This is a genomic window from Micromonospora sp. Llam0 (assembly GCF_003751085.1).
Lineage (GTDB): Bacteria > Actinomycetota > Actinomycetes > Mycobacteriales > Micromonosporaceae > Micromonospora_E.
In genome coordinates this window covers 649,291-672,969 of sequence record NZ_RJJY01000001.1, presented here as the reverse complement: position 1 = coordinate 672,969, position 23,679 = coordinate 649,291, and the positions used below count along the sequence as shown (strand labels likewise).

Annotated in this window: 18 protein-coding genes; 7 read left to right on the top strand and 11 right to left on the bottom strand. The window is 72.9% G+C overall.

The annotated features are described in order from the left end of the window. Nucleotide 1 precedes the first annotated feature (1 nt). The 3 genes from EDC02_RS03120 to EDC02_RS03110 form a co-directional block, all read right to left on the bottom strand. The gene (locus EDC02_RS03120; protein WP_123600653.1) at nucleotides 2–2,950 is read right to left on the bottom strand and encodes a Na+/H+ antiporter subunit A; all 2,949 of its coding nucleotides are present in this window, start codon (nucleotides 2,948–2,950) and stop codon (nucleotides 2–4) included. A 182-nt stretch (nucleotides 2,951–3,132) separates the two neighbouring features. Beyond that, on the bottom strand, nucleotides 3,133–3,600 hold the full coding sequence (locus tag EDC02_RS03115) for a hypothetical protein (protein WP_123600652.1): 468 nt from the start codon (nucleotides 3,598–3,600) through the stop codon (nucleotides 3,133–3,135). A 166-nt stretch (nucleotides 3,601–3,766) separates the two neighbouring features. Beyond that, nucleotides 3,767–4,114 (bottom strand): hypothetical protein, encoded by a 348-nt coding sequence (locus tag EDC02_RS03110; protein WP_123600651.1) that lies wholly within the window; start codon nucleotides 4,112–4,114, stop codon nucleotides 3,767–3,769. A gap of 187 nt (nucleotides 4,115–4,301) precedes the next feature. Here EDC02_RS03110 and EDC02_RS03105 point away from each other — a divergent pair, with 187 nt between their 5' ends. The 4 genes from EDC02_RS03105 (at nucleotide 4,302) to EDC02_RS03090 (ending at nucleotide 11,342) form a co-directional block, all read left to right on the top strand. Continuing rightward, entirely contained in the window at nucleotides 4,302–8,951 is a 4,650-nt protein-coding gene (locus tag EDC02_RS03105) for an ATP-dependent helicase (protein ID WP_233605705.1), read from the top strand. 138 nt (nucleotides 8,952–9,089) lie between these two features. Continuing rightward, nucleotides 9,090–9,329, top strand: coding sequence for a CPCC family cysteine-rich protein (locus tag EDC02_RS03100; protein ID WP_123600649.1), 240 nt, complete (start codon nucleotides 9,090–9,092; stop codon nucleotides 9,327–9,329). A gap of 337 nt (nucleotides 9,330–9,666) precedes the next feature. Next, nucleotides 9,667–10,398, top strand: a complete 732-nt coding sequence (locus EDC02_RS03095) for a DUF4142 domain-containing protein (protein ID WP_123600648.1) — start codon at nucleotides 9,667–9,669, stop codon at nucleotides 10,396–10,398. Between the two features lie 98 nt (nucleotides 10,399–10,496). Beyond that, nucleotides 10,497–11,342 (top strand): DNA-formamidopyrimidine glycosylase family protein, encoded by an 846-nt coding sequence (locus tag EDC02_RS03090; protein WP_123600647.1) that lies wholly within the window; start codon nucleotides 10,497–10,499, stop codon nucleotides 11,340–11,342. Here the strand turns inward: EDC02_RS03090 and EDC02_RS03085 are convergent. The 7 genes from EDC02_RS03085 to EDC02_RS03055 all read right to left on the bottom strand — a co-directional run bounded on the left by EDC02_RS03085 (nucleotide 11,245) and on the right by EDC02_RS03055 (nucleotide 19,167). Beyond that, complete coding sequence (locus tag EDC02_RS03085) at nucleotides 11,245–12,030, bottom strand: hypothetical protein (protein WP_123600646.1); 786 nt, start codon at nucleotides 12,028–12,030, stop codon at nucleotides 11,245–11,247. The genes EDC02_RS03090 and EDC02_RS03085 overlap by 98 nt on opposite strands. A gap of 35 nt (nucleotides 12,031–12,065) precedes the next feature. Continuing rightward, nucleotides 12,066–12,947 (bottom strand): PspA/IM30 family protein, encoded by an 882-nt coding sequence (locus EDC02_RS03080; RefSeq protein WP_123600645.1) that lies wholly within the window; start codon nucleotides 12,945–12,947, stop codon nucleotides 12,066–12,068. Between the two features lie 232 nt (nucleotides 12,948–13,179). Beyond that, nucleotides 13,180–13,692, bottom strand: coding sequence for a helix-turn-helix domain-containing protein (locus EDC02_RS03075; RefSeq protein WP_123600644.1), 513 nt, complete (start codon nucleotides 13,690–13,692; stop codon nucleotides 13,180–13,182). A 166-nt stretch (nucleotides 13,693–13,858) separates the two neighbouring features. After that, nucleotides 13,859–14,356, bottom strand: a complete 498-nt coding sequence (locus tag EDC02_RS03070) for a CinA family protein (protein WP_123604440.1) — start codon at nucleotides 14,354–14,356, stop codon at nucleotides 13,859–13,861. 83 nt (nucleotides 14,357–14,439) lie between these two features. Then, entirely contained in the window at nucleotides 14,440–15,042 is a 603-nt protein-coding gene (gene pgsA / locus EDC02_RS03065) for a CDP-diacylglycerol--glycerol-3-phosphate 3-phosphatidyltransferase (RefSeq protein WP_123600643.1), read from the bottom strand. Between the two features lie 4 nt (nucleotides 15,043–15,046). Further along, nucleotides 15,047–16,570 (bottom strand): 30S ribosomal protein S12 methylthiotransferase RimO, encoded by a 1,524-nt coding sequence (gene rimO / locus EDC02_RS03060; RefSeq protein WP_123604439.1) that lies wholly within the window; start codon nucleotides 16,568–16,570, stop codon nucleotides 15,047–15,049. Between the two features lie 89 nt (nucleotides 16,571–16,659). Next, entirely contained in the window at nucleotides 16,660–19,167 is a 2,508-nt protein-coding gene (locus tag EDC02_RS03055; protein WP_123600642.1) for a DNA translocase FtsK, read from the bottom strand. 237 nt (nucleotides 19,168–19,404) lie between these two features. On the opposite strand from EDC02_RS03055, the gene EDC02_RS03050 reads away from it, so the two are divergent. Genes EDC02_RS03050 through EDC02_RS03040 form a run of 3 tightly spaced genes read left to right on the top strand, consistent with a single transcriptional unit; the run spans nucleotide 19,405 to nucleotide 23,275 of the window. Then, nucleotides 19,405–19,875, top strand: a complete 471-nt coding sequence (locus EDC02_RS03050; RefSeq protein WP_123604438.1) for a YbjN domain-containing protein — start codon at nucleotides 19,405–19,407, stop codon at nucleotides 19,873–19,875. A 5-nt stretch (nucleotides 19,876–19,880) separates the two neighbouring features. After that, nucleotides 19,881–21,707 (top strand): HSP90 family protein, encoded by a 1,827-nt coding sequence (locus tag EDC02_RS03045; protein WP_123600641.1) that lies wholly within the window; start codon nucleotides 19,881–19,883, stop codon nucleotides 21,705–21,707. Then, nucleotides 21,704–23,275 carry a YbjN domain-containing protein gene (locus tag EDC02_RS03040; RefSeq protein WP_123600640.1) on the top strand — a complete coding sequence of 524 codons (1,572 nt, stop codon included), beginning with the start codon at nucleotides 21,704–21,706 and terminating at the stop codon, nucleotides 23,273–23,275. Before EDC02_RS03045 ends, EDC02_RS03040 begins: the two co-directional genes overlap by 4 nt. On the opposite strand, the gene EDC02_RS03035 is transcribed toward EDC02_RS03040, so the two are convergent. Then, nucleotides 23,232–23,606, bottom strand: a complete 375-nt coding sequence (locus EDC02_RS03035) for a DUF2784 domain-containing protein (RefSeq protein ID WP_123600639.1) — start codon at nucleotides 23,604–23,606, stop codon at nucleotides 23,232–23,234. The two genes, EDC02_RS03040 and EDC02_RS03035, sit on opposite strands and share 44 nt — an antisense overlap. Nucleotides 23,607–23,679 lie beyond the last annotated feature (73 nt).

Below are 23,679 nucleotides of genomic sequence, written 5' to 3'. Positions count from 1 at the left end.
GTCAGCTCCTTCCTCCGGCGACCCGGTCGCCGCCGGCACCCGGCGCGGTGGCTGTGCCGCCGGCGGTGGCAGCGGCGGCGAGCTTGCCCTGCGGGGTGTCGTCCACCTCGACGTCCGGTTCGGCGGACCGGGCGATCTGCCGGTCGACCTCGGCACCGAGGCTGCGCAGGATGTCCAGGACCAGACCCACCACGATCAGGTAGACGCCCACGTCGAAGAAGAGCGAGGTGACCAGGTGGACGTCGCCGATCACCGGCAGGTGCAGGTCCACGATGGCGCTCTGCAGCACGTCGGCGCCGACCAGGATCGGGCTCAGCCCGGCCCCGATCGCCAGGAACAGACCGACGCCGAGCACCAGCCCGGCGTCCACCGGTGCCGCCTCGTTGAGTTCGTGGCGGCCACCGGCGAGATAGCGCACCGCCAGCGCCAGCCCCGCCACCAGCCCGCCGGCGAACCCGCCCCCGGGTGCGTTGTGGCCGGAGAAGAGCAGGAATATCGAGTAGACCAGGATGGCGTGGAACAGCAGCCGGATGACGACCTCGAAGATGATCGACCGGCCCCGCGCGGTCTGGGTCGCGCCACCCCGTAGCCAGATCCGCTGGCGCCGGGACCGGGCCGGCGGGGACGGGCCGCCCGGCCGGCCACCGTGGCCGGCTGCGGTCGCGGCGCCGACCCGGCGCGGACCCGGCCCGGTACGCGGCCGCAGGAACACCAGGCTGGCCACGCCGGTCGCCGTGACGACCAGCACCGAAATCTCCCCCATGGTGTCCCAGGCCCGGATGTCGACCAGGGTCACGTTCACCACGTTGCGCCCGCCGCCGTACTCCACCGCCTGGTCGGGGAAGGCCTCCGAGACGGGTGCCGCGTCCCGGTTGCCGACCGCCGCCATCGCCATGCCGGACATCACCACGCCGACGACGACACCGAGGGCGATCCGCGCGTACCGGCTGGAGCGCAGTGGACGTTCCGAGAAGTAGATCGGCAGTCGCCGGACCACCAAGACGAACACCACGATGGTGATCGTCTCGACCAGGAACTGGGTGAGCGCCAGGTCGGGCGCGCCGTGCAGGACGAACATCAACGCGGTGCAGTACCCGGTCACCCCGGCCAGGATGACGGCCTTCAGCCGGCGTTGCGCCCGGACCGTGGCGATCGCGGCGACCACCAGGACCGCGGCCACCGCGATCTGCACCGGCGTGTCGTACCAGCGCCACTGCCCGGTCCACGGCCGGGTCACCAGCAGCGCCCCACCGGGCACGGTGACCAGCACCAGCAGGATGATGCTGAGGTACTGCGGCAGCGATCCGCGCTGGGTGGCGCCGGTGACCTCGACCGAGATCCGGTCCAACAGGTGGGTCGCCTGGGCGTAACTGGTCGCCCCGTCGGTCGGGGCCCGCAGCCGCCGCTGCACGGCAGCCACCCGTTCCCTGGCCAGGAACAGCGCGGCGCCGCCGACGAGCGCGACCAGGGACAGCCCCAGCGCGGGGGTGAATCCGTGCCACAGCGCCAGGTGGTAGTCACCCGGGCCGAACAGCCCGGCGTACGGGGTGAGCACCGTGTCGACGACGCCGGCCGCCGGCCCGAGCAGCAGGCCGAGCAGCGCCAGTACGCCGACCGGCAGCATGAACACCGGGCCGACCGGCGCGGCGGCGGTCGGCTCCCGACCGGGCTTGCCGGCGAACGCGCCCCAGATGAACCGGGCGCTGTACGCGGTGGTGAGCACCGAGCCGAGGACGATCAGCGCCAACACGACCGGGTCCGGTGCGAACGCCTCCAGCACCGCTTCCTTGCCGACGAAGCCGAGCAGCGGCGGCACTCCGGCCATCGACGCGGCGGCGAGCGTGGCGGCCACGGCGACCGCCGGCATCCGTCGACCCAGCCCGCTCAACTCGGTGAGGTCGCGGGTGCCGGCGCACCGGTCGACGATGCCGACCACCAGGAACAGGGTCGCCTTGAACAGGGCGTGGGCGAGCAGCATCGTCGCCCCGGCCAGCGCCGGGCCGCGTTCACCCGCGCCGGTCACCACCACCAGTAGGCCGAGCTGGCTCACGGTCCCGTACGCCAGCAGCAGCTTGAGGTCGGTCTGACGCAGCGCCGCCCAGCCGCCGACCAGCATGGTGGCGGTGCCGGTGGTGACGATCAACCAGTACCACCAGGGGTTGCCCGCGTACACCGGTGACAGCAGGGCCACCAGGTAGATGCCGGCCTTCACCATGGCGGCGGCGTGCAGGTAGGCGCTGACCGGGGTGGGCGCGGCCATCGCCGACGGCAGCCAGAAGCTGAACGGGAAGATCGCCGACTTGGACAGCGCGCCGACAAGGACCAGCATCAGCGCGACGGCCAGGTAGCCGCCCACCGGCGGCGGGCTGGCCGCGATCTGCGACCAGCTGTAGGTGCCGGCCTGCTCGCCGAGCATGATGAACCCGACGAGCATCGCCAGGCCGCCCAGGGTGGTCACGATCAGCGCCTGGGCGGCGGCCCGGCGGCTGGCCCGCTTCTCCGGATGGTGGCCGATCAGCAGGTAGGAGAAGACGGTGGTCAGCTCCCAGAAGACGTAGAGCAGGATCAGGTCGTCGGCGAGGACCAGACCGAGCATGGCTCCGGCGAATCCGACGAAGTTCGCGGTGAACCGGCCGAGGCCGGGCTCACCCGGCGCGAAGTAGCGGGCACAGTAGATCAGGACCAGGGCTCCGACGCCGCCGACCAGCAGCACCATGAGCCAGGACAGGGTGCCGACCCGAAACGCCAGGTCGAGGCCGAGCTGCGGCACCCACCGGTACGTCTCGTCGAGCGTGGCACCGTCGCGTACCGCACCGGTGTTGGCCAGTGCCCAGCCGGCGGCGGCGCCGGGCGCGGCGGCCAGCAGGTAGCAGGCACGCGGACCCCACCAGCGGACCAGCACCGGCGCCACGAGCGCCGTCACCAGGTGGACGATCAGCAAAACCAGCACGCGCGGCTCCAGGTAGGTGTCGTCGCGGGCCCGCCCGTCGGCACGGGTCCGTTGCCGGGCGCGCCCGCCCGGTGGGAAAGGACCGCCGGACGGCGCGTCGCGGCCGTGGCGGGGGGGGTGACGTGGCAGTGGCGGAGGCTCGGGACGTCCGGCCTGGGCTCCGCCCGGGTCGGCGGCCCGGCTCAGTCGAGAATGGGCAGGTGTGCGGCTGCGGTGGTCAGCGGCGCGGCCGCGGTGGTCAGCAGGGCCGCCGGCCGATCGGGTGGCGCCCGGCTGGAGCAGGGCCGGGTGCCGCGGCGCAGGAGCGGGTCGGCGGCCGACGACCAGGCGTACTGGCCGGTGGCGGATGGCGCGGCGGACCAGGGTGGCGGGGTGACGGCACCGGTCGGGGTGCCGTGGTCGTCACCGGCTGGGCCGGGCCGGGCCGACACGCTCTGCTGCTGCCGGTGGTCGGCGTCGTCGACACAGTTGCGACCACCGGGCGAGACGGTCTGGTGCAGCAGCGCGGCTCCGATGGAGGCCGGCCCGGCGGCGACGGCGACGGCTGGTACGGCGACCGAGGCGGCACCGTGCACGGCGGTGACGGTCAGCAGGACGAGTAGCACAACGGCGATCCTGCGCGGATCCGGGAGGTGGCGCAGCTGTGCCATCCGTGCCCCCTCCGCTGTCGACGCCCGCCAAGCCTACCGGTCTCCCGGTGACGGCCGCCTGGCTGGCCGGGCCCGCCGGCCGGTGGCCGGGCCTGGACGTCGCCGGTTTCCGGAGTCTGGATGGTAAGCGATCAAAGCGGATTTGGTGATTACCGTACGGTTACCGTCATGTGCCAGCTGGTTCGGTGGGAACCGTCGCCGTCGCCGGCGCGGCGGGCCTCGCCGGGCGAGCCGACGCCGCCGGTCCGGCAGGTGCGGTCACGTCGGCGAGCGGCAGCAGACCTCGTCGGCTGGCCAGCAGCATGTGGTAGTGCACGGTGGCGCGTACCCGCGCCCGGTCGGCGGCGCTCGCCGATCCGCTGTCGACGACCAGGGCCCGCAGGGTGTCGGCGAACCGGTCCACCGCCGCCGGGTCGAGCCGGTGGTGCCGCAGCCGCAGCAGCGCCACCAGTCCGTCCACCTTCCGGAGAAGAACCTCCGTGTCGTGGTGGAGGCCGCGCTCGACAACGGGCATGGAGGTACTCCTTGAGAGATCGGATAATGACGGAAAGTTACTCCATAACTACTAAGTCGGGCAAGCCAGACCTGCCGGTTCCACTCGAATTTGTGGATCCGGGTCGCCCGGGCGGCCCAGCTTCGTCGTACCCGGCGGGCAGGATGGTCCACGCTGGCAGCCGGACGGACCGATGGAGGGACCAGCGATGACCGCGGTGTTGGAGCGCTTCGGGGCAGCCACCCGGGAGTGGTTCTCGGCCGCCTTCGCCGCGCCGACCGCCGCGCAGACCGGCGCGTGGGAAGCGATCAGCGACGGCCGGCACGCCCTGGTGGTCGCACCCACCGGATCCGGCAAGACCCTCGCCGCGTTCCTCTGGTCGCTGGACCAGCTGACCCGCTCGCCCGCTCCGGACGATCCGCGGCTGCGATGCCGGGTGCTCTACCTGAGCCCGCTCAAGGCACTCGCGGTCGACGTCGACCGCAACCTACGTACCCCGTTGGTCGGCATCGGCCAGGCCGCCGCCCGCATCGGTGCACCGGCACCGCAGGTGACCGTCGGCATCCGCACCGGCGACACCCCGGCCGATCAACGACGCGCCTTCCTCCGACAACCGCCGGACATCCTCATCACCACTCCCGAGTCGCTGTTCCTGCTGCTCACCTCGTCCGCCCGGGAGTCGCTGCGCGGCGTGCACACGGTCATCGTCGACGAGGTGCACGCGGTCGCCGGCACCAAACGCGGCGCGCACCTGGCGTTGTCGCTGGAGCGGTTGGACGCGCTGCTGCCGGCGCCCGCCCAGCGGATCGGCCTGTCCGCCACGGTCCGGCCGATCGAGGAGACCGCCCAGTTCCTCGGTGGCCGTCAGCCCGTGCAGGTGGTCGCCCCGGCCACGGCCAAGACCATCGACGTCAGCGTCCAGGTGCCGGTGCCGGATCTCGACCAGCTGGACGAACGCGAGGCCGCGCAGGAGGACTCCGATGGTCCGCCGCCGGCCGGCCGGTCGATCTGGCCGGCGGTCGAGGAACGCGTCTTCGACCTGATCCGGCGGCACCGGTCGACCATCGTGTTCACCAACTCCCGGCGCTCGGCGGAACGGCTCTGCGCCCGGCTCAACGAACTCGCCGCAGACCGGGCGGACGGCACGGACCAGCAGTCCGGCCCGCACCGCGCCGACAGCAGCGGTAGCGGTAGCGACCGGCGGTCCGGCACCCGGATGCCGGCGGAGATCATGGCCCAGTCGGACACCGCACACGGCGCTCCGGCGGTGATCGCCCGCGCCCACCACGGCAGCGTGTCGCGCTCCGAACGGCAGCAGATCGAAGAGGCGTTGAAGTCCGGTCAGCTGCCGGCGGTGATCGCCACCTCCAGCCTGGAGCTCGGCATCGACATGGGTGCGGTCGATCTCGTCGTACAGATCGAGGCACCGCCGAGCGTCGCCGCCGGCCTGCAGCGGATCGGCCGGGCCGGGCACCAGGTGGGCGCGCTGTCGCACGGGGTGATCCTGCCCAAGCACCATGGTGACCTGCTGGCCTGTGCGGTGGTCAGCGAGCGGATGGCCCGCGGCGCCATCGAGCAGCTGCGGTACCCGCGCAACCCACTCGACGTCCTGGCCCAGCAGATCGTCGCCATGGTGTCGCTGGATCCCTGGCCGGTGGACGCGCTGGCGACCCTGGTACGCCGCGCGGCCCCGTACGCCGAACTGCCCGACTCGGCGCTGCACGCGGTGCTGGACATGCTCTCCGGCCGGTACCCGTCGACCGCGTTCGCCGAACTGCGGCCCCGCCTGATCTGGGACCGCGACGCCGACCTGCTCACCGGGCGACCGGGCGCGCAGCGGCTGGCCGTCACCAGTGGAGGCACGATCCCGGACCGCGGCCTGTTCGGTGTCTTCCTGGCCGGCGCCGAACGGCCCGTGCGGGTCGGCGAGCTCGACGAGGAGATGGTCTACGAGTCCCGGGTCGGCGACGTCTTCCTACTCGGTGCCACGTCGTGGCGGATCGAGGAGATCACCCCCGACCGGGTGCTGGTCACCCCCGCCCCGGGCCAGGCAGCCCGGATGCCGTTCTGGAAAGGCGACCAACCCGGTCGCCCGGTCGAGCTGGGCCGGGCGCTGGGCGCCCGGCTGCGCCAGGTCGGCCGGCAGGACCCCACCGCCGCCCGCGCCGGCCTGCTGTCGTCCGGTCTGGACGACTGGGCCACCGACAACCTGCTGCGCTACCTCGACGACCAGCGCGCCGCCGCCCGGAGCCTGCCGGACGACCGGACGGTCGTCGTCGAACGGTTCCACGACGAGCTCGGCGACTGGCGGCTGGTCGTGCACAGCGTCTTCGGTGCCCAGGTCAACGCCCCATGGGCACTGGCGATCGGGCACCGGATCAGCGAGCGGTACGGCGTCGACGCCCAGGTGCTGCCCGCCGACGACGGCATCGTGGTCCGCCTGCCCGAGATGGCCGACACACCACCCGGCGCCGACCTGGTCGCCTTCGCCAGCGACGAGATCAGCCAGCTCGTCGAAGCGGCCGTCGGCGGGTCGGCCCTGTTCGCCGCCCGGTTCCGGGAATGCGCCGCCCGGGCGCTGCTGCTGCCCCGCCGGGATCCGCGCCGCCGGCAGCCGCTGTGGCAGCAGCGGCAACGCGCCGCCCAACTGCTCGACGTGGCGCGGGAGTTCGCCGACTTCCCGATCACCCTGGAGGCGGCGCGGGAATGCCTGCGGGACGTCTTCGACATGCCGGCGTTAGCCGGGCTGATGGGCGACCTGGCGGCACGGCGGCTGCGGCTGGTGGAGGTCGAGACACCCCGACCGTCGCCGTTCGCCCGTTCCCTGCTGTTCGGCTACGTCGGAGCGTTCCTCTACGAAGGGGACCTGCCGCTGGCCGAGCGCCGGGCCGCCGCGCTGAGCCTCGACTCGACGTTGCTCGGCGAGCTGCTCGGCCGGGTCGAGCTGCGGGAACTGCTCGACCCGGCGGTGCTCGCCGAGACCCACCGGCAGCTGCAGTGGCTGGACGGGCACCGCCGATTGCGCGACGCCGAGGACCTGGCCGAGCTGCTGCGGGTCGTCGGCGACCTGTCCGACACCGAGTTGCAGGACCGGCAGGTCGACCCGGGCTGGCCGGCCGAGCTGTCCCAGGCCCGGCGCGCGCTGCGGGTGCGAATCGCCGGGCAGGACCGGTGGATCGCGGTGGAGGACGCCGGCCGCATGCGCGACGCGCTCGGTGTCGCGCTGCCGGTCGGCGTCGCGACGGCGTACCTCGCCCCGGTGGCCGACCCGCTCGGCGACCTGGTCGCCCGCTACGCCCGCACCCGGGGGCCGTTCGACACCGCCGCCTGCGCCGCCCGGTTCGGGCTGGGTGCCTTCGTCGTCGAACAGACCCTGCGCCGGCTCACCGCGACCGGGCGGATCGTGGCCGGCGAGTTCACCCCGGACCGGGCCGGCACCGAATGGTGCGACGCCGACGTGCTGCGGTTGCTGCGGCGCCGGTCGCTCGCGGCGCTGCGCCGCGAGATCGAGCCGGTGCCGGCGACCGCCCTGGTCCGGTTCCTTCCCCGATGGCAGCAGGTCGGCGGCCCGGGTCGCGGGGTGGACGGGGTGGCGGCCGCCGTCGAGCAACTGCAGGGAGCGGCCCTGCCGGCCGGCGCGGTGGAACGGCTGATCCTGCCCGCCCGGGTGGCCGACTACTCCCCCGCGTACCTGGACGAGCTCTGCGCCTCCGGCGAGGTCACCTGGTCCGGTGCCGGCGCGGTCGGCTCGGGTGACGGCTGGATCCGGTTGGTGTTCACGGAGACCGCACCGCTGCTGCTGCCGCCGCCGGACCCGGCGCTGGCACTGACTCCGGTGCACGAGGCGGTGCTCGCCGCCCTCGCCGACGAGCAGGCGCTGTTCTTCCGGCAGCTGGCCGACCGGGCCGGCGCGGCACTCGCCGACACCGCTGGCGTCGTGCCCCCCGCCGACACCGCTGGCGGGGCGCCCACCGACCATGCCGATTCGGCCGGGCGGATCGAGACGGCGATCTGGGACCTGGTGTGGGCCGGCTGGCTGACCAACGACACACTGGCGCCGCTGCGGGCCCTACTCGGACCACGCCCGGCGCAACGGGTACGCACCGCCGCCGGGCCACGGGGTCGGGCCCGGCGGGTCGGTCGGGAGTTCGTCGCCCGTACCGCCGTGCCACAGCTGGCCGGTCGGTGGTCGCTGCTGCCGCCGCGTGACCCCGACCCGACCCGGCGGGCGGCGCTCGCCGCCGACGTGCTGCTCGAACGACACGGGGTGGTGACCCGGGGGGCGGTCGCCGCCGAGGGACAGCCGGGTGGGTTCGCCGCCGTGTACCCGGTGCTGACCGCACTGGAGGAACGCGGCGCGGCCCGCCGGGGCTACTTTGTCGACGGGCTCGGTGCGGCCCAGTTCGCCGTGCCCGGTGCGGTGGACCGGCTGCGGGAACTCACCGGCTCCGATCCGCCGCACCGCCGGCAGCCCGAGGCGGTGGTGCTGGCGGCAGCCGATCCGGCAAACCCGTACGGCGCGGCACTGCCCTGGCCGCAGCGCCCGGTGGACAGCGCCGACGAGTCGGCGGCGGGGCACCGACCCGGGCGCAAGGCCGGGGCGCTGGTGGTACTCGTCGACGCGGCGGCGGCGCTCTACGTCGAACGCGGCGGTCGCAGTCTGCTCTGCTTTACTCAGGACGGACAGCGGCTCGAGGCGGCGGCCCGGGCGCTGGCCGGCGCGGTGAGCTCCGGGGCGCTCGGCACCATCTCGGTCGAACGCGCCGACGGGGAGCGGGTGCACAGCTCCCCGCTGCGGACGGCGCTGGCCACCGCCGGCTTCCGGGCCACCCCACGTGGACTGCGGTTACGCGGCTGATCGGGGACGTCGGTCCGGGCACCGCCGGCACCGGCGGGTATGCCCGGGTGCGCACGCCGACGGCGGTGCGTTGCCGGCGGACCGTCGACGGGGTACCTCAGGCACATGCCCGAAACGTTCCTGTGGAAGGCTTAGCGGGTGGTCCCGTACTCCGTCGACAGATGCCCCTGCTGTGGTTACCGGACCGGATGCACCACCTGCCCCGTCTGCTTCTGGACCGACGACGGCCAGGGCGATGGCGACGCTGAGGTGGTGCGTGGCGGGCCGAACGGCGACTTGAGCCTGTCCCATGCCCGGCTCAACTTCGCGATCTACGGGGCCAGCCATCTGCGGTACGCCGACATCGTCCGGCCTCCGCGTCCCGACGAGTATCCGTAGCGATTCCAGTGATCCGCCGGGTCAGGAATGGGCCGACATTCTGCTACGGTGTCGGCACCCTGTTACCGCAGCGCCACAAACCGCACTCCTGCCGCAGTATGTCAAGTGGCCAGATTCGCACTGGGTGAACAACCCCGTGACCTCGATGTTGAACCGGGAGCATCAGCCGAACGGACGATGCCGGCGAGTCGAGTCAGATTAGCCACAGGAAACGATTAAATGCTTCTTTTTTTCTGCGGATTCCAAGCCAGCAGCATTGACGCGCGGGCGGTATTCGACATAACGTTCTGATCGATCATCAACCGCTCTGTCGACCCCACTCGGAGGTTGAGACACTATGGCCCGGGCACGATCTGCGGCACACACCCCACGCCGGCTGACAGTGGTCCTGGTGGGTCTCGTCGCCGGGCTGCTCGCACTGCCCGGCGTCGCGCTCGCCCAGCCCTCCGGGGCGACCCAGCTCGCCGCCACCGACATCCAGCTGCTCAACGGGGTCCGGCTCGCCGGGCTGTGGGAGATTCCCGCCGGTCAGCTGGCGGCGGAGAAGGGCAGCACGCAACGGGTCCGCGAGGTCGGCGCCGCGATCGCCGAACAGCACGTCGAGCTCGACCTGCTGGTGGTCGAGGCGGCGAACAAGCTGGGTGTGGAGCTGCCCACCGACCCGACCCCCACCCAGCAGGGCTGGGTCAACGAGATGAAGACCTCGGAGGGCGCCCGGTTCGACCGGATCTTCGTCGAGCGGCTCCGCGCCGCCCACGGCAACATCTTCCCGGTCATCGGTGCGGTCCGGGCGAGCACCCGCAACGACGTTGTCCGGCAGCTCGCACAGGACGCCAACGGCTTCGTCCAGACCCACATGTCGCTGTTGGAAAGCACCGGTCTGGTGCGCTACGGCGAGCTTCCCCCGGTGGCTGTGCCGGCACCGGCCGACGACAGCCTCTTCGCTGCGGTCCAGGCCAATGCGGAGCTCAACAACGGTGTCAACTCGACGGCGATTTGGGTGGTGCTGATCGGCGCGCTGGCGCTCGGCACTGCCGCCACCTTCGCCGTGTTCCGACGACGGTACTGACCGTTATCGTCACCCCGACTGCCTGGGCCGGATGTCTGCGGCCCAGGCAGTCGGCTACTCGGGCCCGTTCGGTCGCGACCTGCGGCAGGATTGTCGTCGTGCCTGAAGGCGACACCGTCTGGAACACCGCCCACCGGCTGCGGGAGGTGCTGGCTGGCCGGCGGCTCACCGGCAGCGACTTCCGGATCCCCCGGCTCGCGACCACCGACCTGTCCGGCCGGACCGTGCTGGACTGCGTCAGCCGTGGCAAGCACCTGCTGCTGCGGCTCGCGGCACCGGACGACCGGCGGTACACCCTGCACTCGCACCTGCGGATGGACGGCAGTTGGCGGACCTACCGGCTCGGTCAACGCTGGACGGCCCGGCCGGCACACCAGATCCGCGTGGTGCTGCGCACCGGTGAGTCCGTCGCCGTCGGCTACCACCTGCACGAGCTGGCCCTGGTGACGACGGAGCGGGAGCCGGAACTCACCGCCGGGCTGGGGCCGGATCTGCTCGGTGCCGACTGGGACCCGGCCGAAGCGGTCCGCCGGCTCGCCGCCCGGCCCGAGACACCCGTCATCGAGGCGCTGCTCGACCAGCGCAATCTCGCCGGAATCGGCAACGTCTACGCCTGCGAGTTGCTGTTCCTGCGTGGTGTCGCGCCCGGTACACCGGTCCGCGAGGTGCCGGACCTGGCCGCCGTCGTCGAGCTGGCACGCCGGCTGCTGGTCGCCAACCGGGGGCGGGCCAGCCGCAGCATCACCGGCCTGCCCGGGGAGGCCAGCTACGTGTACGGCCGCTGGCGGCGGCCGTGCCGCCGCTGCGGTACGGCAGTGCGTCGGGTCGAGCCGGCGGCGGGGCGGGTCACCTACTGGTGCCCGACGTGCCAGCCGGGTCCGGTGGCTGCCGCAGCTCCGCCAGCCCGGCGGCGACCCCCCGCAGCAGGTCACCGGCCTCGGTGAGCCGGCTCACCGACGGATGCTGCCCGACCGCCCGACCGTCCTCGGCGACGTAGTTGGCGGCCGCCGCGACCAGACCTTCGTAGGCGACGGTGCCGGCTTCCAGCTGCTCGACGAGCACCCGGTGCGAGTTGGCCAGCCCGGCGTCGGCCGGAGCCAGCCGTACCGCCTTCTCCACGCTGGCCACCCGGTACGCCAGGTCACGCAGTGACTGCTCGGCCACCGCGGCTTCGAGCTGGGCCGACTCGCCCGGCCCGGTCAACCGCGGCACCAGCCCGGCGAGGGTCCGCGCGGCCCGGTCCAGCCGGGTCCAGACGTCCGCCGCCGCCGTTCCGCGCAACGCCAGCAGCGCCTGCTGTCGGCGTACCTCGCCGACGGCGGCCCGGCCGAGCGGAATCCGCTCGACGGTGGCGACCAGCTTGAGCCGGGCCTGCTCGGCGGCGATGGCCGGATCCGGCGCGGGGGGCGGCGGTTGCGCGGTCAGCGCCCGCAGATCGGACCAGCGCCAGAAGGCCAACGCCGTGCTGGCGCCGGCCGCCGCCGCCCACACCGCGTCGACCGGGCTGACCCCCGCGTACGGCAGCAGGACCGCCGCCGCGCCACCGAAGCCGCCAGCAAGCACGGTCCACCGGCGGGCGCCCCGACGCAGGCGACGCAGCCTGCGGAAGTAGCGAGTCCGTGGATCCACCACCGCTGCTCCTTCCCGCCCCTCGGCCAGCCCGATGGTCAGCCGGCGGCGGAGGCGTCACCGGTGTTCTTGTCCTTCGCCATCGAGGCACGGAGCTGGTCGAGGCGGGCGACACTGGCGTTGTCCGCGCCGGCCATGCTGTCCGCGCCGGCCGGGGTCTGCTCGACCGCCGGCCCCGGCTGTGCCCCGGCGAGTTTCTCTCCCGCCATGCTGGCCCGGATCTGATCCAGCCGCGACGAACCGGCCATGTCGAGGGTGGACTTCTGCACCTCGAGCATCCGCCCCTCGACGGAGTTGCCGGCCAGCTCGGCCCGGCCCATCGCGGTGGCGTAGCGCTGCTCGATCTTGTCCCGCACCTCGTCGAGCGACGGCGTGTTCTTCGGCGCGGCGAGCGCCGACATCGACTCCAGCGACGACGCCACGGTCTCCTGCATCTTGGCCTGCTCGAGCTGGCTCAGCAGCTTGGTCCGCTCGGCCAGCTTCTGCTGCAGGATCATCTGGTTGTTCTCCACCGCCTGACGGGCCTGGGCAGCGGCGGCCAACGACTGGTCGTGCAGGGCCTTGAGGTCCTCCATCGACTGCTCGCCGGAGACCAGCTGGGTGGCAAGAGTCTGGGCGGTCTGCTCGTACTTGTTCGCCTCCGCCTCGTCGCCCTCGGCGCGGGCCTTGTCGGCCAGCACCAGCGCCTGCCGGGCCATCCCCTGCAGCCGCTCGACCTCGCTCATCTGCCGGGACAGCTTCATCTCCAGTTGTCGCTGGTTGCCGATCACCGCAGCGGCCTGCTGAACCAGTGCCTGGTGCTGGCGCTGGGCGTCCTCGATCGCCTGCTGGATCTGCACCTTGGGGTCGGCGTGCTCATCTATCTTGGCGCCGAACAGCGCCATCAGGTAGCGCCAACCCTTGACGAACGGGTTCGCCATCTCTGCGGTATCCCCTCACTATCGGCGCGAACGGTCAGGCGGTCACGGCGACCCGACCCGGGCGGTACGGTGCTCCGGCGCCCCTACCATCGTCCCAGGCCGTCGCCACCGGGTCAGCCGGCGTCGGTGGGATCCGGCAGGGTACGCCGGTTGAGGGTCAACCTTAGTGTCCCGGATCCAGCGGTGGCGAGCCCTGGACCCGGCCGCCCGCGGCAGCCCGATCCGTGGTGACTCAGGCGGCGCAGACGACGTCACGGTCCCGACCGCCGGTGTTCGGCACCCGCCGGGAGGCCCGCAACGTCGCCTTGAGCGGCGAGTCGCTACGGACCGAGACGGTCACCCCGCCCTCGGTGGCGACCTGGTGCACGGCGGCGTCGCTCCGCTCGGCCGTACCGACGGCGCCGTCCGACGCGGAGCGCAGAACCTCGCTGCGGCTCGGCCGCTCCTTCAGGGACCGCTCGGGCGACGTCGGGGACTGTTCGGGGAACGGAACCAGCAGGCCCTGCCGCTGCTCGGCGACAGCGACGGTGTGACTCACGTCACGTAGCACCTCGGACAACTGAGCGCCCAGCGCGTCGCAGATCGCAGCGAGCAGCTCACTCGAGGCTTCCTTCTGGCCGCGCTCGATCTCGGAGAGGTAGCCGAGGCTGACGTTGGCGGCGGTGGAAACCTCGCGCAGAGTCCGGCGCTGACCCTGCCGGCGGGCACGCAGCGCGTCACCGATGACGCGGCGTAGCAGGACCATCGCACCTCCCCCTGTCCGGGACCGGCCGGCGAGTGCCGGAGGCTTCCCGTAACCTTATCCGTTCGTCACCCGATCGACACCCCACCCGAGGGCACGAATCGGGCCCGGCAGGGCGATCAGGGTCAGATGTCAGTTATATCCGCTCAGCGTCCCGGGTGTCCCCCGCTCAGGGCCGCGTGGCATGTAGTTGCGTCGTCAGCAGTCGCAAGGCAGCAGTCACGCTCGACCTGCGTACCGCGTCTCGACCGCCACCGAGGTCCAACCGCCGGACCTGATGTACGCCAGCCGGACCGGCCAGGGCGACGTAGACCCGGCCGACCGGCTTGCCGCCCTGCGGCTGTGGGCCGGCCACCCCGGTGGTGGCCAGCGTCCAGTCGGCGGCGCACCGGACCCGGGCACCCCGGGCCATGGCGACCGCGACATCCGGGTCGACCGGTCCGCGGTCGGCGAGCAACCGCTCCGGCACCCCGGCCAGCGTGCGCTTCAGGTCGGTGGCGTACACGACCAGCCCACCGCGGAAGACCAGGCTCGCCCCGGCGACTTCGACCAGGGCGGACGCCAGCAGCCCACCAGTGAGCGACTCGACGACCGCCAGCGTCTCACCCCGCTCAGCCAGGGCGTGCACGACCGCCGCCGCCGGGCTGCCGCTGGCCGACCGCCCCATGCCGAGATCGCCGCCGTCCGGCGGCGGCAGCCGCCCGCCCGCTGGCAGGCCGGCCGGAGAAGTTCGGTCCGACCCGGCCGGCGTCACCGATCCGGCCCGGTACGGCGCAGCCGCAGCGCACGGACCAGGTAGTCCAGCCCGGTCGCCACGGTGACCAGCAGCGCGGCCGCCATGATCCACGGAGCGACCGCGGCGAGCACCGACGGCAGCGGCAGCAGGTACCAGACGATCGCCGTGATCTGCAGCGCCGTCTTCGCCTTGCCGCCCCGGCTCGCCGCGATCACCCCGTGACGCAGCACCCAGAACCGGATCAGCGTGACCCCCCACTCACGCACCAGGATCAGCCCGGTCACCCACCAGGGCACCAGGTCGTACCAGGACAGCAGGACCAGCGCGGTGCCGGTCAGCGCCTTGTCGGCGATCGGGTCCGCGACCTTGCCGAACGACGTCACCAAGGCGTACCGGCGGGCGATCCAGCCGTCGATCAGGTCGGTCGCCGACGCGACGACGAACGTCAGGCAGGCGGCGACCCGCCAGCCCGGATGGGTCATCCCGGAGAGAACCACGAACACCACGAAGACCGGCACCAGCACCATGCGTAGCCCGGTGAGCGCGTTGGCCGCGTTGACCACCGGCACCGCGGCGACGGCGGTACGCGGACCGGCGGAGGCGCCCGGCTCGGTCATCTGCTCACCCGACCGCGGCGGACAGCGGCCGGTCGGCCGTACCGGACGAGAGCACGTCACTCGGCACCGCCACCAGGTCGACCCCTTCGGTCCCGGTCACCGTCGCCCGGACCAGGTCGCCGGGGCGCAGCATGGCGAGCTCGACACCGGCTCCGGCTCCGGCACCGGTGGCGGCGGCAGCGCCAGCCACCAGGGTCGTCGAACCGTCCACCTCAGGTGCCTGGTGCGCGGCCCGGCCCTCCACCAGCCCGTCGTCGACGCTGTCGACCAGCACCTCCACCGTCGTGCCGACGCGTTCCTCGGCCCGCTGCGCGCACAACTCGTCGGCCAACGCGCAGATCCGGTCGTAGCGCCGCTTCACCGTGGCGGCCCGCACCTTTTCGGGCAGTCCGGCGGCCTCGGTACCGTCCTCGTCGCTGTAGTCGAACACCCCGATCGCGTCCAACCGGGCCGCGGACAGGAAACGGACCAGTTCGTCGACGTCCGACCGGGTCTCGCCGGGGAACCCGACGATGAAGTTGCTCCGCGCGCCGGCCTGCGGCGCCAGTGACCGGGCCGAGGCCAGCAGGTCGAGGAACCGCCCGGTGGAGCCGAAGCGCCGCATCCGGCGCAGTACCGGCTCGCTGGCGTGTTGGAAGGACAGGTCGAAGTACGGTGCCACGCCGGCCGTGGTGGCGATCGTCTCGATCAGGCCCGGACGGGTCTCCGCCGGCTGCAGGTAGCTGACCCGGACCCGGACGATGCCGTCGACGGCGGCCAACTGGGGCAGCAGCTTCTCCAGCAGTCGCGGATCGCCCAGATCCTTGCCGTACGAGGTCGAGTTCTCGCTCACCAGTACCAGTTCCCGAACGCCGGTGCCGGCCAGCCACTCGGCCTCGGCCAGCAGTTCCTCGGGACCGCGGGAGACGAACGCCCCCCGGAACGCCGGAATGGCGCAGAATGCGCACCGACGGTCACAGCCGCTGGCCAGTTTCAGCGACGCCACCGGGCCGCTGGCCAGCCGACGCCGCAGGACCGGGCGAAGGTGCGCGGGGGTGTGCTCGTCGACCGTCGCGTGACCGGGCACGACGACACCGGAGCGCTGCCGGGACACCGGGGTCAGCGGCAGCATCGTGCGGCGGTCCCGCGGCGCGTGCGCGGGCAACTGCTCGCCGGCCAGCACCGCCCGCAGCCGGCCGGAGATGTCCGGATAGTCGTCGAACCCGAGGACGGCCTGCGCCTCCGGCAGGTGCTCGGCGAGCTCCCGGCCGTACCGTTCGGCCATGCAGCCGGCGGCCACCACCTTGGCCCCGCCGTCGGCGGCGTCGAGCAGCGTCTGCACCGAGTCCTGCTTGGCCTTCTCGACGAAGCCGCAGGTGTTGACGAGCACCACGTCGGCGCCGTCGGCGTCGGTGGTCACCTGCCAGCCGTCGGCGTCCAGCCGAGCGGCCAACTCCTCCGAGTCGACCTCGTTGCGGGCGCACCCCAGGGTGAGCAGGGCGACGCGCCGGCCGGGCGGTGGGGCAGAAGGCGGGGGAAAAGCAGACACCTGACGAGGGTACCGGGCCACCGGCGGGCAGCGGCCCGGCGGCGCGGCGCGGAACGATCCGATCGGTCAGCCCGACCGGGCCAGTGCGGTCAGCTCGCCTCGACGGCCCGCAGACTCGCCAGCGCCTCCTCCAGCTCGTCCGGCTTGACCAGAACGTCGCGGGCCTTGGAACCCTCGGACGGCCCGACAATGCCCCGGGTCTCCATCAGATCCATCAACCGGCCCGCCTTGGCGAACCCGACCCGCAGTTTGCGCTGCAGCATCGAGGTCGACCCGAACTGCGAGGTCACCACCAGCTCGATCGCCTGGACCAGCAGGTCGAGGTCGTCGCCGACGTCCTCGTCGATCTTCTTCTTGTTCTCCTGGGCGGTGGTGAGCACGTCGGGGCGGAACTCCGGCTCGCGCTGTTTCTTGCAGAAGGCGACGATCTCGTCGATCTCCTTCTCACTGACCCAGGCGCCCTGGATGCGCAGCGGTTTCGACGCACCCATCGGCAGGAACAGGCCGTCGCCCCGGCCGATCAGCTTCTCGGCGCCCGGCTGATCCAGGATGACCCGCGAATCGGACAGCGACGACGTGGCGAAGGCCAGCCGGGACGGCACGTTCGCCTTGATCAGGCCGGTCACCACGTCCACCGACGGCCGCTGGGTGGCCAGCACCAGGTGGATGCCGGCGGCCCGGGCGAGCTGGGTGATCCGTACGACCGAGTCCTCCACGTCCCGGGGGGCGACCATCATCAGGTCGGCCAGCTCGTCCACGATCACCAGCAGGTACGGGTACGGCCGGATCTCCCGCTCGCTGCCGGGCGGAGCGGTGATCTCCCCGGCCCGTACCTTGCGGTTGTAGTCGTCGATGTGCCGGACACCGTTCGCGGCCAGGTCGTCGTAGCGCATGTCCATCTCGCGCACCACCCACTCCAGCGACTCGGCCGCCTTCTTGGGGTTGGTCACGATCGGGGTGACCAGGTGCGGGATGCCTTCGTACCCGGTCATCTCGACCCGCTTGGGGTCGATCAGCAGCAGCCGTACCTCGTCCGGGGTGGCCCGGCTGAGGATCGAGATGAGCAGCGAGTTCAGGCAGGACGACTTGCCGGCGCCGGTCGCCCCGGCGATCAGGATGTGCGGCATCTTCGCGAGGTTGGCCACCACGAAGCCGCCCTCGATGTCCTTGCCGAGCGCCACCAGCATCGGGTGGTGGTCGGCACCGGCGGCGCGGGAGCGCAGCACGTCGCCGAGCGACACGTCCTCCCGGTCGGTGTTCGGGATCTCCACGCCGACCGCGCTCTTGCCCGGGATCGGGCTGAGGATCCGCACGTCCGGTGACTTCACCGCGTACGCGATGTTGCGGGAGAGCTGGGTGATCCGCTCGACCTTGACCCCGTGGCCGAGCTCCACCTCGTAGCGGGTCACCGTCGGGCCGCGGGTGAACCCGGTGACCGCCGCGTCGACGTCGAACTGCTCGAACACCCCCTGCAGCGCGGCGATCACCTCGTCGTTGGCCTTGCTGCGGGTCTTCGCCGGCGGCCCGGTCCGCAGCAGCTTGGCCGGCGGCAGGCGGTAGTCCCCGGACAACCCGGTGATCGCCAACTGCTCGGCGCGGGTCGGGGTCGGGGAATGCTCCGGCGGCTCCGGCGGGTTGCGGGTGGTCGGCACCTTCGCCGCCGGCCGGCGCGGCAGCTCCATCGTCTCCTGCAGATCGAGCGGCTCGGCCGGGGCACCATCGGCGCCGGCCGACGGTTCCGGCAGGGCGTCGGCCGTCCGGCTGGCCTGCCGGCGGCGCGGCGGTCGGCGGCGGGCCCGCTCCTCGCCGGCGGTCTCGTCGTCCCCAGTGTCGGCACCGGCCGGCACCGGGTCGGGCTCCGGGTCCCGCCCGGTCACCACCCCGGCGAGCAGGCCGAGCCGCTCCGGGATCCGGTTGATCGGGGTGGCGGTGACCACCAGCAGACCGAAGATCAGCAGCAGGATCAGCAGCGGCACACCGACCCAGTAGCTGACCGTGTGCTCCAGTGCCGTACCGACGCCGAGTCCGATCAGCCCGCCGGCGTAGTCACGTTGCAGATCGTCGTCGGGACGTTGGCCGATGTGCAGCAGCCCCGCCGTGGCGACCAGCATCGCCGACCAGCCGACCAGCCCGCGGCCCCGGGGTTCCGGCTCCTCCGGTGGGTCACGCATCAGCCGGACCGCGCCGATCAGCAGCAGCAACGGCACGGCGACCGCGATCGCGCCGACGAACAGCCGCATCATGTCCGCGACGCGGACCCCGAACGGACCGGCCGCGCCGAACCAGATCGCCATCGAGGTGAGAATGGCCAGGCCGAGCACGAACAGCCCGGCACCGTCGCGCCGGTGCTCCGGGCTCAACTCCCGCGCGGTGGCCGCCCGGCGACCGGCGGTACGCACCGCCCAACCGACGCCGTGCGCCAGCCCCATCCAGGTGGCGCCGACGGCGCGACCGACCAGGACTGCCGGCGAGTTGCGGGCCGGCCGCCGACGGGCCGTCGGGCGCTTGCGGGCCGGGGTCCGGGCACGGCCGGCCGCGGCGGCGCGGCTGGTCGACCCGCCGCGCCGCCGACTCGCCTGGGAGGTTCGGCCGGCCATAGAGTCCCACGGTAACCCCGCCGGCATACAAACCCTCGCTTTTCCGGGTCGTGTCCGAGCCACGCGGGGCGGCGCGGCTGTGCCACCATTCCGATCGGCCCCTACTGTCCCCCCGGGGCCACGACGACGCCGTCCACCGCCGGACCCCCGTCCGGACATCGCCGGCCCGTCCGCGCGCCGGCCCCGGCCGGGGCGCGGGGCCCGCCGTCCGACGTGCCGTACCGAAAGGACCACCGCATGCCCCCGCCGGACCCAGACGACCTGCCCGACGCGCCCTCCGGCGGTGGTGCGATGCAGGTGCTGCGGCCGCTGACCACCGCGATGATCGCCGAGACCCTCACCGCCCGCGGTTACCACTTCCAGGCCGACAACGACGGCGACCTGGTCGGCCGGTGGAACGACAACCTGATCGTGTTCTCCCGGCTCGGACCCAACGGCGAGGTGCTGCGGGTCCGGACCATCGCGTCGACCCTGTTCACCGTGGACGACGTGCCCGCGCTGTACGCCTTCTGCAACGAGTGGAACCACGACCGGCTGTGGCCCAAGACCTTCGTCCACGTCGACGACGACGGCACCGCCCGGGTCTGCGGTGAGCTGATCACCGCGTTGGAGCGGGGAGTCAGTGCCCCGCAGCTCGACCACCTGCTCGACTGCGGGATCGCCACCGGCTGCCAGGTCTGCGACGCCGTCGCCGAGTTGGCGGGCTGACCCGGATGGAACACCGCTTCCAGGTCGACCTGCGCGGCATCGTCGACCTGCTCAGCCACCACCTGTACGCCAGCCCTCGGGTGTTCGCCCGGGAGCTGGTGCAGAACGCCACCGACGCGATCACCGCCCGGCGCGAGGCCGAACCCGACTGGGTCGGCGGCACCGTCCGGATCGAGCCCACCGCCGACGGTGGCCTGCGGGTGCACGATGACGGCATCGGCCTGACCGAACCGCAGGTGCACACCTTCCTGGCCAGCGTCGGGCGTACCTCCAAACGAGACGACCTGGGCTTCGCCCGGCAGGATTTCCTCGGCCAGTTCGGCATCGGCCTGCTGTCGTGTTTCATGGTCGCCGACACCGTCGAGGTGGTCACCCGGTCGGCCCGGGGCGGACCGGCGGTGCGCTGGACCGGGTACGCCGACGGGCGCTACACCACCGAGGTCGACGACGCCGCCCGCGGACCGGTCGGCACCACCGTCACGCTGCGCCCCCGCGCCGACGCCGGGCACTGGCTGGCCGCCGACCAGGTCCGTGACCTGGTCCGCGACTACGCCCGACTGCTGGACGTCCCGGTGCTGTTCTGCCCGCCGGCAGGCGAGCCGGTCCGGCTGACCGAGCCGCAGGCCCCGTGGGAGGTGGTCCACGCCGACCCGGCGGCCCGCCGGGAGGCGCTGCTGGACTACGGCGCGACGCTGCTCGGTGCCCGGCCGATGGACGTGATCGACCTGCGGGTGCCGGAAGCCGGGCTGGTCGGCGTCGGCTTCGTGCTGCCGTCGCCGTCGACGGTCGGCCAGGGCGGCCACCGGGTCTACCTGAAACGGATGCTGCTCAGCGACGACGCCAGCAAACTGCTGCCGGAGTGGGCGTTCTTCGTCCGCTGCGTGGTCGACACCTCGGTGCTGCGCCCGACCGCCAGCCGGGAGGCGCTCTACGAGGACGACCTGCTCGGTGCGGTCCGCGACGGGCTCGGCGGGCAGATCCGCAGCTGGCTGCTGGAGCTGTCGGTCAGCCAGCCGGAACGGCTCGCCGCTTTCCTGCGGGTGCACCACCTCGGGGTCAAGGCGCTCGCCGTCCGCGACGACGAGATGCTGCGGCTGGTCGACTCGTGGCTGCCGTTCGAGACCAGCCGGGGGATGATGCCGCTGCGGCTGTTCCGCCAGCATCTGGCGATGATCCGGTACGTGGAGACGGTCGACGAGTTCCGGTCACTGGCCGCGATCGCGTCGGCCGCCGGTACGCCGATCGTCAACGCCGGCTACGCCTACGACGCGGAGATCCTGCAGCGACTTCCCCGGCTGGACCCGGCGATCCGCACCCGCCGGCTGGACCCCGGCGAGCTGGCCGCCCGGTTGGAGAGCCTTTCGCCCGGACAGCTGGCGGTGGCGGAGACCTTCCTGGCCACCGCCCGCACGGTGCTGACCGAACTGGACTGCGTACCGCAGCTGCGGCAGTTCGACCCGGTCACGGTGCCGGCCCTGTACGTCCTCGGCCAGGCCGCCCGCGAGCAGGACAGTGTGCGCCGTGCGGTGGCCGGCTCCGACGAGCTGTGGTCGGAGGTGCTGTCCGCGTTCGCCGACGTCAACGTCGACCACCGCCCGGAGCTGGTCTTCAACTGGCGGCACCCGCTGATCCGCCGGCTCGCCGGGCAACCGGCGGGAGCGGCGCTACGCAATGCCGTCGAGGCGCTGTACGGTCAGGCGCTGCTCGCCGGTCACCATCCGTTGCGGGCGGTGGACAGCGCCGCACTCAACCGGTCCTTCCTGGCCCTGCTGGACCGGGCCTTCACCGATCCGGCCACCGGGCCGGACACCCCCGCCGAGGAGGCACCGTGACCGCCGAGGAGCTGGTCCAGGCGCTGGACGAGGCCACCGACCTGCCCGACGGCGACGGCAAGATCGCCGAGTTGGAACGGATCGCCGCGCACGCCGACGCGGCCGGGCAGGCACGGATCGGCTTCGACGCGCGGATGGCGCTGATCGAGACGTACAACCATCACACCGAACGCTGGCGGATGCTGCCGGCGTTCGGCTGGTGTCTGAACACCTTCGACCGGCACCCGGAGCTGTTCGAGCCGTGGGACGCCGAGCTGCTGCGCTGGTACCACAAGTGGGCGGTCGCGACGCTGCGCGGCACGCCCCGGGTGGGACTGGCGCAGACCCGGGCCGCGCTGGACGACATGGAGCGGCGGTTCACCGCCAGCGGGCAGAGCCTGCAGGCGGTGTACAACCTACGCTGCAAGATCGCCGACCATGTCGGCGACGAGGCCCAGGCCCGGCAGTGGCTGGACCGGTGGCGGACCGCCCCGCGCGACGAGAACAGCGACTGCGCCGGCTGTGACCCGTCCCGCCAGGCCGAGCTGCTCGCCGGCTGGGGTGAGTGGGAGGCGGCGCTGAAGATCGCCGAACCGGTGCTCAGCGGCGCGGTCGGCTGCACCGAGCAGCCGGAGAAGGCGCTGGTCGCGGTGATCATGCCGTACCTGCGGCTGGGCCGGTACGCCGACGCGGCGCAGGCGCACGTCCGGGCGTACCGGCGGCACCGGCACGAACGCGACGCCTTCCCGTACCTGGCCGAGCATCTGCGGTTCTGCGCATCGGTCAGTCAGCACCAACGTGGCCTGGCGATCCTCGGCGAGCATCTGGAGTGGTTCGACCGGCCGTACGACGACGCCTCGGCGATGGAGTTCGCCGCCGCCGGTGCCCTGGTCTGCCGGCTCGCGGCCGCCGCCGGCCACGGCGACGAGACGATCCACCGGCCGGAGTACGGCGACCGGCCGGCCGCCGACCTGCCGGTGGCCACGCTCGGCGCGCAGCTGGCCGCCACCGCCACCGAGCTGGCGGGCCGGTTCGACGCCCGCAACGGCACCGACCACCAGTCGCGGCGGATCGCCGGCTGGCTGGCCGCCGAGCCGCTGACCGACGCTGTCGAGCTGCCGGCCGATCAACCGGCCACCGGCGGCGAGGTCGGCGTACCGCCGGCCGGCGGCACCCCGGACGTGGTCTCGCCGTTGACCCTGGAGGGCATCACGGCGGCGCTCAACGAGCGCGGTGACCGGTACTTCGTCGACGACGACGGGGTGGTCGGCGGCAAGTGGGGACATGCGGTGATCCACTTCGAGCGGCTCGGCGAGCAGCAGCGGGTGCTGCACAGCCGGGTGCTGGCCGACCGGCGGCTGCCGGCGGACCGGCTGGCCGAGGCGTACCGGTTCTGCAACTCGTGGAACCACGACCGGCTGCTGCCGAAGGCCTACGTGCACGACACCGGATCCGGCGAGCTGATCCTGGCCGGCGACGTCAGCACCGACCTGGCGTACGGGGTCAGCGGGGCGCAGCTCGCCGCGCTGGTGAACGCGGCGGTGATCACCGGGGCGCAGTTCGCCGACGCCGTCGCCGAACTGCCCTGAGCACCCCGGCCCAGCTGACCGCGACGACCACGGCCAGCACCAGCCGGGCCGCCCAGGCGTACTGGTCGGGGTAGATCACGCCGGTCAGGTAGCGCTCGACGAACCCCTCGTCGAAGCCGGCCTGGCCGGCCCGGCGGCGGGACCAGTGCTCGGCCACGGTGAGCGGGCAGCTCAGGTTGGCCGCCACCACCAGCACTCCCCAGCCCGCCGCGGTCAGATGCAGCCAGATCGTCCGCGGCCACCGCCAGGCCAGGAACCCGCCGACCGCCAGGTAGGCGAGGAACCCGAAGTGTGCCGTCAGGATGACGACGGTCAGCAGCTCGTAGCCCATGGTGACCTCCCCGTAGGCCAGGCTACGAGCGCCGGTCGGCGGCCGACAGGGTACGCGTACTCAGCGGCGGGAC